Below are 13,868 nucleotides of genomic sequence, written 5' to 3' on the forward strand. Positions count from 1 at the left end.
TCCCGGTCCCGCGTGATCGCCCCTATTCCATCCTGAATTTGGCGTGGCAGGTCGTACAGGTCTGAAGCATAAGGTGGAACGCGTGTTCCGCCGGCATTGCCAGCAGTTCCTGCTCGTTGCGAACATGGGTGCCGAGCGGGCCGCCACCCATCGCTTCCCCAGGCTTCATGCGCATGCTGGCGGACATCTGTCCTGGGTTATTCTGCGCGGCGGCGTCCAGCGCGACGGCGTAGTCGCGCAGGTCGTTGGCGATGCGGTCGAACCGGTCGCGCTCCTTAAGGATGTTCGGCCCGGCCTTCGATTGCCGACTGTCGGCCTCGGACGCGAAAAGTGCGGAGAGAATACTCCCGGACTTGTCGCGGATGGTGTCGGCCGCCCATTTGAACTCGCTGGCGTTGTAGGCCGCCGGATCCTTGAACATGCCGGAGATCGTCTTCGCCGCGGCGGCCATGGCCTTCATGTCCGCCTGTCGACGGGAGACGAGGTCCTCCGAGGCGGGCGATGGAAGCCCGGCCATCAGGACTGCTCCCACGATGGAGAGCAGCCCAGCCTTCTTCATATAAGCGGGTTGTTTCATAAACGCTGCGTTCCAAACCGGGCCATGCCGCTTGCTTCGGATATCCGTCGCTTCAACGGATATCCGTTCTCATCTGGGCAGGAAGGGCGCGGACGGAGAACGCCCTCCCCGATCACGCCGCCATCTTGCGGCAGCTATCGGCGCAACGGCGGCAGGCGTCGACGCAGCTTTGCATGTCGCCCACCCGCTCGCAGTCTTCGGCGCACTGGCCGCAGATTTCTGCGCATTCCCCGCAGACATGCTTGTGGTGCTCCGAGCCGATCAGCATGAAGTGCGCTGAGGTCCGGCAAATCTCCGCGCATGCCATCATCAGCTTGAAGTGCGGAGGCTTGGTATGCTCCCCACCCAGTTCCAGGCAATGTCCCATGGCCATCGACAGGCATTCGCTGTAGCAGGCGAGGCAGTTGTCGATGCAGGCTTTGATTTCAGTCGATATATGATGCATGGCGCAATCTCCTATTTGACTTCCTTGTCCACCCACTTGGACATCTCTTCGATCTCCTTTTTCTGGGCTTCGATGACCTTCTGTGCCATCTGCTTGGCCTCTTCATTGTTGCCGTACTTGAGTTCGACCTCCGACATGCTGATCGCGCCCATATGGTGGGCAATCATGCCGCAGACGAAGGAGACGTCGGCGTCCTTCTTCATCATCCCCTGCATCATGTTCATGTGCATGCCCTTCATGCCGTCCATCGACGCCTTCTGGTAGTCGGTCATGTCGCCCATCGGCATGCCGCCCGAAGGCATGTCCGCCTTCGACATGTCCATGTCTTTGGACTTGCATTTTTCCGGATAGGCCATCGTCGACTGGGCGGAAACCGCCGATGGCAGGATAGCAAAGCCGGTGGCGACTGCCGTGCACAAGGCAAGCTTGGTGAACGTCTTCATTTTTCGATCTCCGAAATCTGGTTGATTGTTTGGTCCGTCTTAGCCCGCCTGTAATCGGGGCGGCGGATCGATTGAACGGACCAGCAGGAGCGGCCTGTCGACGGGCTCCGTCCGTTCATGCCTCCCCGGTTCGAAGCGCGGAGCCGCGACCTTGGCAAGTTCCGCAAGGATCGGACAGCAGTGCATCGCCGAACAGCACCCGGCCTGCGTGCCGCAGGCATGCCCCGCATGGCGATCACGCTCCCCCACGACGGCACAGTGCTGGCTTTGCAGGGTGCTCGGCGCCGCGGCCATGCCGAAAGAACTCGCCGCCACCAGGAGAGCGACGAGCAAAAGCTGAGCGTACCGGAAGATGCTTCCAAGTCTCATTCGGCTGGGTTCCCTTCCGGCGCCGAACTGGGCGCCAGCAGAAATGTTCCAATGGAAGGTTGATCTGTAGCACTTATTTCTTTTAGCAACGGCCGATGAGGAAGCATTAACCGTCGCGGGCTAGTCTGCGCCTCTCGCTCGGAAAAATTCGATGAAACCTGGCTATTCGCTGGCCCAGATAGGACTTCACTGGCTGATCGCCCTCTTGGTGCCGGTCCAGTATCTGACGGGCGGCAGCATCGAGAGAACCCATCACGCCGTCCACATGGGCATGACTCCGGCGTACTGGGACGTCGTCCAGCACCATCTCCACAACTACGCGGGTATGGCGATTGGCCTGCTGATGGGCCTGCGGTTGGTTCTTCGTCTTCTTCAGCCCTCCGAAACCAGCGCACCCAGCTCATGGAGTGAGCGAGCAGCCGCGGCGCTTCACCACGCCTTCTACGCCGCGATCATTGGACAGGCCTGCATGGGCCTCGTCGCGAGCTACTTCTGGTTCGGGATTGCGCCATACCACGTCGTCGGATCGAGGATAATCCTGGCGATGGTGGCGCTGCATCTCACGGCGGCGATTTGGCACACGATCGTCGCTCGTGACGAGACGGTCGACCGGATGGTGTTCCCGCGCCGGAAGCGGTCAGCCGAGGATCTGTAACGTGGCGAACAGCAGCACGACGTAGCGGCCGGTGTTGGCTGAGAATCCAGGATCTGAACGGCAAGCGGTTCCGTGCCACATAAAGGACGCGAACATCGACGACAGATGAAGTCGCAATTGAAATCGAGCTGCATTGCGTGTAGTTCGAGGAGCATGGGCAAGATGTACCGAATCGCAATGAGCAGGCTGCTCGTGATGATGCGGCTGGTGATCATCGTATCACTGGCGGGGTACTCGCTGTCGAACGCCAGCGCCGCCATGCATGGCTCCTCCTTCCCCGAGGCGGCAGCGGTACTGTCCGAGTCCGATGCAATGCAGCATCATGATGGCCATGACATGACGCAGATGACTGTCCATGACCACTCCCAGGGCGACGTCAGTGATGACGCCGATGGCGTATCGAAGCCTGTCAAGCAAGAATGCTGCAAGGATTTCTGTGGCGGGCTCGGCATCATTTGTGAAGGCCAGGATGTCGACGGACCCGTCGTAACCTCGATCCGGCAGTTCATCGACGACCGGACGACCCTTGGCGAGCTGCCGCCCCTCCACCGTCCCCCGAATATCTGAATAGAGACCTACCCGTTTGATCGGGTCTAGTCGGACGCTTGCCTGCTTCCGGGCGAGCGCGCCGTAAGGCTATCTCCTATTCGGAAATTTCATAATGAAACCCTCGCTTTTCGTGGTGGGGCTGCCGCTTGTCGTCGGCGGCTGCGCATCCACACTTCCTCCCGACGTGGTGGCGTTTCCCACCGCTGTCGACCAGCCGTCCGCACCTCCGGCGGCATACAGGTCGCCGATCGCAGGCTACGTCGCCCGGCAGCCGGTCGATCCCAAGCCCTGGCGCAGACAGAACGATCTGCAGTCTCCCATGAATGGAGACGACTCATGATCGGCACCAGAAAACTGATCTTGGCGCTGGCATTTCCGCTCGCTTTGAGCGGCTGTGTCACAGGCGCCGAGTATTCCCGCAAAGAGGCGGGCTTCACCTCCGTTGCCAACAAAACCGCCACCGTCACGGCGAAAGAGACCGTCTGGATCCAGAACCAGAACCAGGCTCGATCGGCGGCAGCTCAAGTCAAAAGCCTGCTTCCTCGAACGAAGCCTCTCGACGTCGAGACGGCCGTCCAGATCGCGCTGCTCAACAACAAGGGACTGCAGGCCGCCTACGCCGATCTCGGCGACAGCGCGGCCGACGCCTGGCAAACGACGATGTTCCTCAACCCGTCTGTCTCCATCGGCACTACCGGCATGGGCGCGCCGGGCCTGGAGGCGTTCAAGACGATCGAAGGAATGATTGCGACGAACATCCTGGCGCTCGCCACGAAGAACAGGGACATGGCGATCGCCGACACCCGCTTCCGGCAGGCGCAATTGACCGCGGCGGTGAAGACACTTCAGGTCGCCGCCGACACGCGGCGCGCCTGGATCGGCGCGGTGGCGTCATGGGAGACCGTCGGGCAGCTCCAGCGTGCCCAGGCGACCGCCGACGCAGCCTCGGAACTCGCGGAGAAGCTTGGCGAGACCGGCGCTATGACCAAGGGCGCTCAAGCCCGTGAGCATGTCTTCGTCGCCGAACTCGCCGGAGAAACGGCGAAGGCCCGCCTCTCCGCCCGTCTTGCCAAGGAGGAGCTGACGCGGCTGATGGGCCTCTGGGGCACCGACCTGGACTATCAGGTTCCCGACGGTCTGCCGCCGCTGCCCAAGTCCGTCATCAGACGCGATACCATCGAGGCCGAGGCTCTCAGGAACCGCATCGATCTGCAGATCGCCAAGCTCGACCTTGAGGCCACGGCCAAGTCCTACGGCCTCACCGAGGCGACGCGCTATGTGACCGACCTCGACATCCTGACCGGTTTCGAAACGGAACGCGAAATCGAGGACGACGAGAAGAAAACGCGAACCACTGCGCAAGTCGAGCTTGAGTTCGCCATCCCGATCTTCGACACCGGCAAGGCGCGGATGCGCAAGTCTGAACTGGCCTACATGCGGGCGGCGAACCTGCTGGCGGAGAAAGCCGTCAACGTCCGCTCAGAAGCACGCTCCGCCTACGAGGCTTACCGCTCGAACTACGACATCGCGCGGCACTACCGCAACAGCGTCGTGCCGCTGCGCACCAAGGTCGAGGAGGAATCCCTGCTGACCTACAACGGCATGATCTCGAACACCTTCGAGCTGCTGACAGACACCCGCGACAAGATCAACTCCATCCTGCTCTCCGTCAACGCGAAGCGAGATTTCTGGCTGGCCGAAGCCGATCTGGCGCCTGCGATCTACGGCGGCGGCGCGACGAAGGCGTCGGCAGAGACCGAGGTCGCCACTGCTTCCGAAAGCAGCGCTGGCGGCGGTCATTGAGAAAGGAACATCGCTATGTTCAATAGAAGACAGATCATTGGAGCCAGCGCCGCTCTGCTTTCGACGGCCGCCTGGACAAAGACGTCGGCAATGGGCTTGCCGGACGCACCGACAATGGAATCGGCGGATATGCAGCCGCCGCTCCAACCAACATCGGGACCAGATTACCAGCCAGTGGTTACGCTGAATGGCTGGACCCTGCCCCATCGGATGAACAACGGCGTCAAGGAGTTCCACCTCGTCGCCGAACCCGTCGAACGCGAGATGGCCGACGGCATGACCGCCTATCTGTGGGGCTACAACGGCCAATCTCCGGGGCCAACCATCGAGGCCGTCGAAGGAGATCGCGTCCGCATCTTCGTCACCAACAAGCTGCCGGAGCACACGACGATCCACTGGCACGGCATGATCTTGCCATCGGGCATGGACGGCGTCGGCGGCCTGACGCAGCCGCATATTCCAGTCGGCAAGACCTACGTCTACGAGTTCGACCTCGTGAAATCCGGCACCTTCATGTATCACCCGCATTCCGACGAGATGGTGCAGATGGCCATGGGCATGATGGGTTTCTTCGTGATCCATCCGAAAGATCCCAAGTTCATGCGCGTCGACCGAGACTTCGTCTTCCTGCTCAACGCTTACGACATCGACCCCGGCTCCTACGTGCCGCGGATCATGGAGATGACCGACTTCAACATGTGGTGCTGGAACAGCCGCGTGTTCCCGGACATCAGCCCTCTGGTCGTGTCGAAGAACGACAGGGTGCGCGTCCGCGTCGGCAACCTGACGATGACCAACCATCCGATCCACATGCATGGCTACGATTTCGAGGTGACCTGTACCGACGGTGGCTGGGTGCGGCCGGAAGCGCGGTGGCCGGAGGTGAGCATCGACATCCCCGTCGGCGCGATGCGCGCCTATGAGTTCGACGCCAAGTATCTCGGCGACTGGGCGATCCATTGCCACAAATCGCACCACACGATGAACGCCATGGGTCACGACATTCCAACCTTCATCGGTGCGGACAAATCGAAAGTCGCCGAAAAGATCAGGAAGCTGCAGCCGGAATACATGCCCATGGGCACCAAGGGCATGGCCGACATGGGCGAAATGGAAATGCCTATCCCCGAGAATACCGTTCCGATGATGACCGGCTGGGGGCCGCATGGTCCGATCGAAATGGGCGGCATGTTCTCAGTCGTGAAGGTCCGCGAGGGCATCTCGGCAGACGATTACACCGATCCGGGTTGGTGCGAAAACCCACCCGGGACCCAGGCTTGGGAATGGACTGGCGAATTGCCAGACGCGACCAAGGCCAAAGACGCAAAGACGCAAATTACGCCGAAGCCGACAAACGGCTGAGGTCCATCTCAACATCGAAAGGAATTACGGATGAAGAATTATCTCATGGCACTGGCGCTCGTCGCCCTCGCGTCTCCAGCGCTCGCTTCCGGCAATCATGCCGGTGGCCACGGTGAGAAGATGGCTGTCGGAGAACCCGGCGACAAGGCCAAAGCGACACAGACCATCCGCGTCACGATGAAGGAAACTGACGACGGAAAGATGCTCTTCACCCCCGCGGTCTTCAACGTCCGCAAGGGGCAGACCGTCAAGATCGCGATCAAGAATGCCGGAACCATCGACCACGAATTCGTGCTCGATCAGGAAGACAAGATTCTGGAACACAAGAAGGTCATGGAGAAGTTCCCGGAAATGGAACATGCCGACGCCAATTCCATCCGTCTTCCGGCAGGCCAATCCGGCGAGATCGTCTGGAAATTCACCACCGACGGCGAGTTCAAGTTCGCCTGCCTGATCCCCGGCCACTATGAAGCCGGCATGCACGGCGACGTCACCGTTGCCGGGAAATAATCCGCAAAAAGGAGCTACGAACATGAAAACTGCCATGATCAAAATCAGCGTGGCCGCCCTGCTCTCTGCCGGTGCGGCTTTCGGTGCGTTCGCCCAGGAATTCACCAAGGGTGTCGTCAACAAGGTCGACGCCAAAGCGAACAAGGTGACCATCAAGCATGAGGACCTGAAGAGCCTCGACATGCCTGCGATGACGATGGTTTTCCGGGTCGAAGACCCAGCTCTGCTCGAAAGGCTGAAGGAAGGTTCGAAGATCGAATTCGTCGCCGAACGGGTGAACGGCAAGCTGACCGTCACCGAAGTAAAATAGTGGGCTCCTGCCGCCCGGTCTCAATCCGGGCGGCAGGACATCAAGGAGTGGAGATGATGTACAGGAGAAGCTTCATTACAATGGCGGCATCCGCCATGGCGTTTCTTGGCGGAGGGACACGTGCCGCCACGCCGACGAAGATGACGGTCTACAAGGATCCAAACTGCGGCTGCTGTCATGAATGGTCGCAGGCGATGGCGGCAGCAGGATTTTCGCTGGACACTCGCGACACCGACGACCTTTCAGCGATCAAGGCGCAGTTGGGCGTGCCGGCCGACGTGCAGAGCTGCCACACCGCCGTCATTGAGGAATACTACCTCGAGGGACATGTGCCGCTCGAGGCCGTCCAGCGCCTGTTGCAGAAGCGGCCGTCGGTCCGGGGGCTGGCCGTGCCGGGCATGCCGTCCGGCTCGTTGGGAATGGGCGACGACCCGCAGGCGTCCTATGACGTGTATGCGATCCCATCGGGAACCGGCGCGCCATACGTATTCATGGAGGTCCGTCCCCGGAAGGGCTGAGGTTGCGATCGATCTGGCCAGAACCGGACGACCGATCAGGAAACCGGAGCGGAACCACCGTGCGCCAGACTGAGACTGATCGACCGGTTGCCGCCGAACGACGCTGCGTGATCGCCATCGGCGAAGGCCAGCCCGCAGGCGAATTTCTGCTCGATCGGATGGTGTCGTGCGCTGGTGTTTCACCGAAGTCGAAGCGGATGGCCGCCATATATGTTCGGCAGTCCCACCCCGCGGGAGGTGATGTCGGCAGCGTCGAACATGGCTGTTTGAAGCGAATGATCTTTAAAGCGCGTCGCATCGAAATTGGATTCATGTGACGCGCTTTCCATGAGACGAACTACAAGTTCGTCGCTCGCATCGACTCCTCTTATCTCAAGGAACAAATCTCGCATGGCGATGTTGTCATTTATATAAACATTGAACCATGGGAGGAACTCATGCGGAAATCTCTTCAGTTCGTACTGGTCGGCTTGGCCGCGATAACCGGGTTGACGATCTCGCCGACGATCGCGGCCGCGCAGGATTTGGAGCTGCGGCTCGGCCCCGGTGGCGTCGGCGTTTACGACCGGGATCGCGATCGTGATCGATATGGATATGATCGCCGCGGACCGCGAGGCTGCGACCCGTATGATGCTCTCGACATCGCGCGGAGCGAAGGACTTCGCAGAGCACAGATCGTACGCATGTCTCCACGCAGAATCGTTGTGCAGGGGATGACGCGCCGTGGACCGGAACGAATGACCTTCGCAAACCAGCGCGGCTGCCCGGAAATCTGACCGCGGCGTGAGCCATGAGGTGGGACGGCCGGCCTTCGAGACCATCGAAGGATTCCAACCGTGCGGCCTTGTTTTCAAAGCGACGGAACCTTTGGCCCCTCTGGACATTGCTGCCCATGCAGCGCTCTGCTTTGGGTCGCGTGCATTGAGCACCATAGGAGGATTCATCATGATGAGCGGTCAATTGAAGGCGCTTCTCGCCGTGCTTGCCGTTGCCGGCTACCAAAATAGAGACAAAATCGGAGAGCTCCTACGGGGCATTCAGAATCCTCAGCAGGCCGGCGCGGGAAACCAGCAGCCCGGCGGGCTTGGCGGCCTTCTTGGCGGACTGGCCGGTTCGGGTGGTCTCGGCGGACTTCTCGGCGGGCTGACGTCCGGAAGCGTCGTCAGCGGCGGTCTGGGCGATCTGCTGAAGACGTTTCAGCAGAATGGTCACGGTGACAAGGCGGAGTCGTGGGTAAAACCCGGTCCGAATGCGGACATTAATGACGGCCAGCTCGCGGAAGCACTGGGACCGGACGTTCTCAACGAGATCGCGGCCAGTACCGGCCTTTCGCATGAAGAGATTCTGGGGCGCCTCAAGCGCGACCTTCCCAAAGCGGTGGACGACCTGACACCCGAGGGAAGAGTACCCACCGCCGAAGAGAGCTTTTTGTCTTCTGCAAGTCAATCGACCACCAGCGGACGACCCGGCACCCTCTAATTTCGTCGCACCAGCGCATCACTCGGGGAGACCGGCCTTGCGGTAGCCGTCGATGAAATGCGCAAGCGTCCGAGCGTCACGGAACGGTTCGGCCGCCGCCCAGTGGCGGGTTGAAAAATGCGGGTTGGCGACGAGGAACAATTCGACCTCGGCATGCGCCTCGTCGAGCCGGCCGAGTTGGGCAAGGCTTGCCGCCAGGAAACGGCGTGAGCTCGTGCGATAGGTCTCGTCCCGGCGCAGCGTCTCGATGGCGGCTTCGTACTGGCCGGCGGCATATTGCGCCTGGCCGAGCGTCAGATAGTACCAGCTTGCCGGGAACGGGTTCAGCCGAAAGGCCTTGGCGATGTGCTCAAGGCCCTCCCCGATCCGCCCGGCCAGGACCGCGATGTCGGATAATGCCGCAAAGGTGTCGGCGTCGTTGGGGTCGAGCTCGATCGCCCTGGCGAATTCCGCATCCGCCTCGGCGAAACTGCGCTCATAGGCAAGCAGGTAAGCCAGGACCCAGCGGCAGCCGGCATCGTTGGGATCGATCGCTACAGCCTTGCGCGCCAGTTGCAGAGCATTCTTGCGCGTAGGCTCCGTCGGTCCGCCGGAATGCACCTCACCCATCCAGTGGTTTATGGCAAGCCAGCGATAGGGCTCGGCATAATCAGGGTCGAGCGAAATCGCGCGTGTCAGCATCAGATGCGCTTCCCGCGCCGTCTGTGGCGTATCATCCATCAGCCTGCGCGCCCGTACGGCAGCGATCGATCGGTCTGGGCCGCTGACGATCGGCGAGCTCGCGCAGGCGGTGGGCATCACCCAGCCCGGCGCAACCCGCACCGTCGGCCAGCTTCTCGAACTTGGTTACGTCGACATGCAGCCGGCCCCGGATGATCAGCGTCGCAGACTGGTCTCGCTGACCGACAAGGGACAGGACCTCGTCGACCATTCGAAAAAGGTGATCTGGCCGCGCATCGCCGCCGCCGTTGCAGATCTCTGCGGCGATCTCGACGGGCCGATCCTCGAACAGCTCGCGGCCATCGAGGACGGGCTTGCGGCGGTGCCGCTTGCGCGCCGCAACGCCGCCGAGGAGGAACGATAATGCCCCATATCCTCGACCGACCGATCTGGAGCGCGCTGGAGACCGCCCATGCCGATCTTGCCGAAGGCGGCAAGTCCGCGCGGCGATACCCACCTTCCATCGTTCCTTTCGCGGCGTCCGCCGACGATACGCCGGAGAGCCTCGACGCCTTGGAGGACCTGCCTTCGCAGGAAGAGAGCATGATTCTCGTCGAATCCGGGCCGATCGCCATTCCAGCGGGTCTTGCCGTTGCAACGGAGGCATCGGTGGTCCAGATGATTGCCGAGCGGCCCCACGAGCGAATTTCCGATTCTCGCATCCAGCCGCTGACGGAGTCCGATGCCGCCGACATGCTTGATTTGGCGACACTGACGAAACCCGGGCCGTTCACGTTGCGAGCCCAGAGCCTCGGCCGCTTCTGGGGGATCAAGAGCGAAGGCCGCCTGCTGGCGATGGCCGGGCAACGGATGCGGCAGACAGGCTTCATCGAGCTCAGCGGGCTTTGCACCCATCCGGATTTCCAGGGACGCGGCCTCGGCACCCTGCTCTTCCGCTTCGTTGCCGGCGAAATCGCATCGAGCGGCGACACAGCTTATCTGCACGCCTATGCGGCAAACACGTCGGCCATTTCGCTCTACAAGACACACGGCTTTGCGCTTCGCGCGGAGATGAACATGCGCGTGGTGAAACGCCGTTCCTATCGCACCGCCGGCGGCAGCACTTCGAATTTCCAGAATTTTTCCGGGCTGAAATAGGTCGTGGCAAAAGCGCGAATATCTGCGGCGGCAACCTTCTCGTAGCCGCTGAGATTGTCGCGTATCCGGTCTAAACCACGCGAATCCGTCTGAGCGCCGTGCAGATATTCGATCCAATATTCGTTACCCTGCTGCTGATGCTTCAGTGTCTCGATAATGGGTTCCCGGGCGCGCGTGAGTTCGTCCGGGGAGACATCACGCGACCGCAGATCCTTGGCGATCTCGTCGACGAGTGCGTAGAAGCGCGCGACCTTTGCCGGGTCTGTCTCGACGTAGAAATATGCGTAGCCGTAGCCAGGGAGTTCACTTGACAGGTCAGCATCGCCCTCCATCACATAGCTTGATCCCTCTGCGATACGAAACTGGTCGATCAACCTGTTTTGGAAAATCTGGGTGGCGAGATTGGCGGTGAAGGACCGCGGCAGGTCGGAAAGCAAATCGCCAATGGGAACCCCTACCGCGGCGGCGGCGTTATCTGCCCTGCCGTTATGGGCCTCCACAACGGGCTTCTCGGTCGTCGCCGGAAAACGCACGTCGCTCCCGTCGTCGCTCGACGTCGTCTGCGAGCGCGGCGGCAAGGCGCCAAAGGTTTCAGCTGTCAGCCGGATCGCGTCGTCCACCGTCACGTCGCCGACGATGGTGATATCGATTGGGCCGTTGGAGATCATAGGTTGGAACAGCGCCTCGAAATCGTCTGGATGAGCGGCCGACAACTGTGCGCGATCGGGGAAGGTCCAGCGCGGGTCGCCCGAATGGACGAGACCTGGGAAATCGCGGCTGACAACGCCGCCGGGCGTCGCCTCATACTGATCGATACCGCTCAAATAGGCTTGCTGCACACGCTTGAAAGCCTCGGGGCGATAGGCGGGATCGGAGGTGTATGCGGTCATGAGCTGCAGCTGCGTTGCAAGATCTTCAGTCCTTGTACGACCGTCGAACCTGAAGGAGCTATCGCCTACCGAGAAATCGATGCCGACGATGTTGGCCGTCAGCGCTTTCTGGATATCCTGGTAATCCATGGCCTTGACGCCGGACAGCACGACGGCCGGAGATGCCCAGATCGGGGCGGAACGGTCGTGCGGCAGGTCCAGCCGACCACCGCCGATATTTTCACGCACCAGCACTTCGTTGGCACGCAGCTTGGTTGGCTTGACGGTAAGCCGTACGCCGTTGGAAAAGCGCACCATGGCCAAGCCGAGATCGTCGACGGCGCGGCGTTCGACCACGGCGCCCGGCGCGCCGAAATGGGCGTAGGGCCAGGCGACGTCAGCTGCATTGGATAGCGCCGAGACGGCAACGGCATTCGAAGCATCGTAGACTTGCCGAACCGCGTCGGCTCCGCCCTCAGGTGATTGGGCCGTCTGTAGCACGACCTGCGGACCGTTGCCGGAGAACGCACGCTGCAGCGCCTGATTGACCTCGGCCGCCGTGACGCCGTTCGTCATCGTCTCGAACAGCGAGAGGTCTTCGGCAGGCGAGGTGAAGACTTGATCGTCATCGACGCTGCTCGCCAGCAGGGAAGCGACGTCGGTGGTCGTGCGCGTCGCGGCTCCGGCCGCAGCAGCCTGCAGGGCCGAACGATAGTCGAGGATTTCGCGATCGATCTCCGCCTGCGTAGCGCCGAACTCCTGGATACGACGCTGTTCCTGGTCAATGGCCGTGAGCGCCGCCTGCCATTTGTCCGGCTCGGAGTTCGCCGCAATCAGCACGACATGAGCGGAATCGACGATATCCTGAGAGCCGACACCCGCACTGATGAACGGGGCATCCGCCTTGCCGGCGATGGTGCTCACCCGGCGATTGAGCACCATAAGTCCGAGACTTTCAATAAGTTCGGCCCGGCGCTTGGCGAAAGTGTCAGGCGCCGCGTCAAAGAGACGTGTCCAGGCGACCTGTACGCTCGTCATGCCGCCGGGAACAACGATGAGGTCGGCGCTTTCGCCTTTCGTCACCAGCGTGCCGAGATCCGGTTTTGCCGGCGCCGGATCCACGGCCTTCCAATCGCCGAAGCGCTGCCGGATTTCCGTTTCCATGCCGGCGGGGTCGATATCCCCCACCACGATCAGCGTTGCCCGATCGGGTCTATAGTTGGCCCGGTAATAATCACGGACGAGGGCCACAGGCGCATTGCTGATGATGTCGGCTTTGCCGATCGGCGCGCGCATGGTCGCACGCTTACCGGCAAGCAACGAATTCATGATTTCGAGCGCCGCGCGATACTGCGGTGTGTCGCGCAGCCGCTCCTCCGACAAGATGACGCCGCGTTCGCGATCGAAGGCGTTGGCATCGAGGCTCAACTCGCTCGCCGTTTCTCGCATCAGCATCAGGCCCGTCGAAACCGTGTCTGCATCGACCTCGGGCAGATCGAGTGCATAGACAGTCTCGTCATATGAGGTATGGGCGTTGGTGTCCGGCCCGAAGGCCAAACCCTTGCGCTGCAAGATACGGATCATCTCCCCTTCGGCGACATGTGTGGAACCCTTGAAGGCCATGTGCTCGAGAACATGCGCCAGACCCTGCTGGTTGTCGTTTTCGTCGAGCGAACCGGAGCCAATGCGAAAACGGATCGCCGCCTGTCCGGGCGGCGTGACATTGCGCATGATCGCAAATCGCATGCCGTTGGCGAGCATGCCGAAACGCACGTGGGGATCGGCTTGGATGTCGCTTTGCGTTTGTGGCCAGGGCACGGACGGGCTGTCCGCATAGGCTGGCGACATGAAGTTTGCGGCGAGGGAGATCGTCGCGAGAAACCACCACACCGTGGAGCATTCCATTTTTTTGTGAGACATTCTTGTCCAGGTGATGAGAATGAAGAGGGTAGATCGCGCCAACCTGACTATTCCACAGGTTGCATTCCCCATCAACTTCCATGTTTGTAATGAATAAGAAGTAGATAACTCTCCCTAGGACAGGATGATTTTACGCCCGGTCGGCCGAAAATCTGAAACCTGTTTTCAATTAGAGAGTTAGAGCATGATGTCGTCCGAAAACTGTTCACAGGTTTCGGCATCATGCTGTGGGTGTCAGACC

Annotated in this window: 15 protein-coding genes and 3 pseudogenes; 13 read left to right on the forward strand and 5 right to left on the reverse strand. The window is 61.1% G+C overall.

The window, feature by feature from the left end; genetic code table 11:
* Positions 1 to 22: 22 nt before the first annotated feature.
* The 3 genes from BS630_RS33890 to copM form a co-directional block, all read right to left on the reverse strand.
* On the reverse strand, positions 23 to 577 hold the full coding sequence (locus tag BS630_RS33890) for a c-type cytochrome (RefSeq protein WP_077980980.1): 555 nt from the start codon (positions 575 to 577) through the stop codon (positions 23 to 25).
* Positions 578 to 689: 112 nt separating this feature from the next.
* Positions 690 to 1,022, reverse strand: coding sequence for a four-helix bundle copper-binding protein (locus tag BS630_RS33895; protein WP_077980981.1), 333 nt, complete (start codon positions 1,020 to 1,022; stop codon positions 690 to 692).
* Positions 1,023 to 1,033: 11 nt separating this feature from the next.
* Positions 1,034 to 1,465: a CopM family metallochaperone gene (copM, locus tag BS630_RS33900; RefSeq protein ID WP_077980982.1), complete on the reverse strand. Its 432-nt coding sequence runs from the start codon at positions 1,463 to 1,465 to the stop codon at positions 1,034 to 1,036.
* A 520-nt stretch (positions 1,466 to 1,985) separates the two neighbouring features.
* Between copM and BS630_RS33910 the strand changes: the two genes are divergently transcribed.
* The 11 genes and pseudogenes from BS630_RS33910 (at position 1,986) to BS630_RS33955 (ending at position 9,020) form a co-directional block, all read left to right on the forward strand.
* On the forward strand, positions 1,986 to 2,489 hold the full coding sequence (locus tag BS630_RS33910) for a cytochrome b (protein ID WP_077980984.1): 504 nt from the start codon (positions 1,986 to 1,988) through the stop codon (positions 2,487 to 2,489).
* Positions 2,490 to 2,651: 162 nt separating this feature from the next.
* On the forward strand, positions 2,652 to 3,056 hold the full coding sequence (locus BS630_RS33915; RefSeq protein WP_077981266.1) for a hypothetical protein: 405 nt from the start codon (positions 2,652 to 2,654) through the stop codon (positions 3,054 to 3,056).
* A gap of 94 nt (positions 3,057 to 3,150) precedes the next feature.
* Entirely contained in the window at positions 3,151 to 3,378 is a 228-nt protein-coding gene (locus BS630_RS33920) for a hypothetical protein (RefSeq protein WP_077980985.1), read from the forward strand.
* Complete coding sequence (locus tag BS630_RS33925) at positions 3,375 to 4,841, forward strand: TolC family protein (RefSeq protein ID WP_077980986.1); 1,467 nt, start codon at positions 3,375 to 3,377, stop codon at positions 4,839 to 4,841. The genes BS630_RS33920 and BS630_RS33925 overlap by 4 nt, the downstream gene beginning before the upstream one ends.
* A gap of 15 nt (positions 4,842 to 4,856) precedes the next feature.
* A complete protein-coding gene (locus tag BS630_RS33930; protein ID WP_077980987.1) occupies positions 4,857 to 6,203 on the forward strand; it encodes a multicopper oxidase family protein in 1,347 nt (448 codons plus the stop codon).
* A gap of 30 nt (positions 6,204 to 6,233) precedes the next feature.
* On the forward strand, positions 6,234 to 6,713 hold the full coding sequence (locus BS630_RS33935) for a cupredoxin domain-containing protein (protein WP_072638454.1): 480 nt from the start codon (positions 6,234 to 6,236) through the stop codon (positions 6,711 to 6,713).
* Positions 6,714 to 6,735: 22 nt separating this feature from the next.
* Entirely contained in the window at positions 6,736 to 7,023 is a 288-nt protein-coding gene (locus BS630_RS33940; protein WP_077980988.1) for a copper-binding protein, read from the forward strand.
* A gap of 56 nt (positions 7,024 to 7,079) precedes the next feature.
* Positions 7,080 to 7,541 (forward strand): DUF411 domain-containing protein, encoded by a 462-nt coding sequence (locus BS630_RS33945; RefSeq protein ID WP_077981267.1) that lies wholly within the window; start codon positions 7,080 to 7,082, stop codon positions 7,539 to 7,541.
* A gap of 113 nt (positions 7,542 to 7,654) precedes the next feature.
* Positions 7,655 to 7,811: pseudogene (locus BS630_RS36930) on the forward strand (AhpC/TSA family protein); the annotation flags it as partial.
* 167 nt (positions 7,812 to 7,978) lie between these two features.
* Positions 7,979 to 8,317 (forward strand): hypothetical protein, encoded by a 339-nt coding sequence (locus BS630_RS33950; protein ID WP_077980989.1) that lies wholly within the window; start codon positions 7,979 to 7,981, stop codon positions 8,315 to 8,317.
* A 169-nt stretch (positions 8,318 to 8,486) separates the two neighbouring features.
* Entirely contained in the window at positions 8,487 to 9,020 is a 534-nt protein-coding gene (locus BS630_RS33955) for a YidB family protein (protein ID WP_077981268.1), read from the forward strand.
* A gap of 18 nt (positions 9,021 to 9,038) precedes the next feature.
* Here the strand turns inward: BS630_RS33955 and BS630_RS33960 are convergent.
* Positions 9,039 to 9,768, reverse strand: a pseudogene (locus tag BS630_RS33960) (tetratricopeptide repeat protein); the annotation flags it as partial.
* Between BS630_RS33960 and BS630_RS33965 the strand changes: the two are divergent.
* Both BS630_RS33965 and BS630_RS33970 read left to right on the forward strand, forming a co-directional pair.
* Positions 9,760 to 10,104, forward strand: a pseudogene (locus tag BS630_RS33965) (MarR family winged helix-turn-helix transcriptional regulator); the annotation flags it as partial. The pseudogenes BS630_RS33960 and BS630_RS33965 overlap by 9 nt on opposite strands.
* The gene (locus BS630_RS33970; RefSeq protein WP_077980990.1) at positions 10,104 to 10,838 is read left to right on the forward strand and encodes a GNAT family N-acetyltransferase; all 735 of its coding nucleotides are present in this window, start codon (positions 10,104 to 10,106) and stop codon (positions 10,836 to 10,838) included. The pseudogene BS630_RS33965 and the gene BS630_RS33970, both read left to right, overlap by 1 nt.
* On the opposite strand, the gene BS630_RS33975 is transcribed toward BS630_RS33970, so the two are convergent.
* A complete protein-coding gene (locus tag BS630_RS33975; RefSeq protein ID WP_077980991.1) occupies positions 10,781 to 13,699 on the reverse strand; it encodes a M16 family metallopeptidase in 2,919 nt (972 codons plus the stop codon). The two genes, BS630_RS33970 and BS630_RS33975, sit on opposite strands and share 58 nt — an antisense overlap.
* Between the last annotated feature and the right edge of the window lie 169 nt (positions 13,700 to 13,868).

This window comes from Rhizobium laguerreae (genome assembly GCF_002008165.1).
Lineage (GTDB): Bacteria > Pseudomonadota > Alphaproteobacteria > Rhizobiales > Rhizobiaceae > Rhizobium > Rhizobium laguerreae.

Excerpts from the sequence above, each read along its gene's own strand:
- BS630_RS33890 (WP_077980980.1), bottom strand. The coding sequence starts at position 577 with ATGAAACAACCCGCTTATATGAAGAAGGCTGGGCTGCTCTCCATCGTG.
- BS630_RS33895 (WP_077980981.1), bottom strand. The coding sequence starts at position 1,022 with ATGCATCATATATCGACTGAAATCAAAGCCTGCATCGACAACTGCCTC.
- copM (WP_077980982.1), bottom strand. The coding sequence starts at position 1,465 with ATGAAGACGTTCACCAAGCTTGCCTTGTGCACGGCAGTCGCCACCGGC.
- BS630_RS33910 (WP_077980984.1), top strand. The coding sequence starts at position 1,986 with ATGAAACCTGGCTATTCGCTGGCCCAGATAGGACTTCACTGGCTGATC.
- BS630_RS33915 (WP_077981266.1), top strand. The coding sequence starts at position 2,652 with ATGTACCGAATCGCAATGAGCAGGCTGCTCGTGATGATGCGGCTGGTG.
- BS630_RS33920 (WP_077980985.1), top strand. The coding sequence starts at position 3,151 with ATGAAACCCTCGCTTTTCGTGGTGGGGCTGCCGCTTGTCGTCGGCGGC.
- BS630_RS33925 (WP_077980986.1), top strand. The coding sequence starts at position 3,375 with ATGATCGGCACCAGAAAACTGATCTTGGCGCTGGCATTTCCGCTCGCT.
- BS630_RS33930 (WP_077980987.1), top strand. The coding sequence starts at position 4,857 with ATGTTCAATAGAAGACAGATCATTGGAGCCAGCGCCGCTCTGCTTTCG.
- BS630_RS33935 (WP_072638454.1), top strand. The coding sequence starts at position 6,234 with ATGAAGAATTATCTCATGGCACTGGCGCTCGTCGCCCTCGCGTCTCCA.
- BS630_RS33940 (WP_077980988.1), top strand. The coding sequence starts at position 6,736 with ATGAAAACTGCCATGATCAAAATCAGCGTGGCCGCCCTGCTCTCTGCC.
- BS630_RS33945 (WP_077981267.1), top strand. The coding sequence starts at position 7,080 with ATGTACAGGAGAAGCTTCATTACAATGGCGGCATCCGCCATGGCGTTT.
- BS630_RS33950 (WP_077980989.1), top strand. The coding sequence starts at position 7,979 with ATGCGGAAATCTCTTCAGTTCGTACTGGTCGGCTTGGCCGCGATAACC.
- BS630_RS33955 (WP_077981268.1), top strand. The coding sequence starts at position 8,487 with ATGATGAGCGGTCAATTGAAGGCGCTTCTCGCCGTGCTTGCCGTTGCC.
- BS630_RS33970 (WP_077980990.1), top strand. The coding sequence starts at position 10,104 with ATGCCCCATATCCTCGACCGACCGATCTGGAGCGCGCTGGAGACCGCC.
- BS630_RS33975 (WP_077980991.1), bottom strand. The coding sequence starts at position 13,699 with ATGGGGAATGCAACCTGTGGAATAGTCAGGTTGGCGCGATCTACCCTC.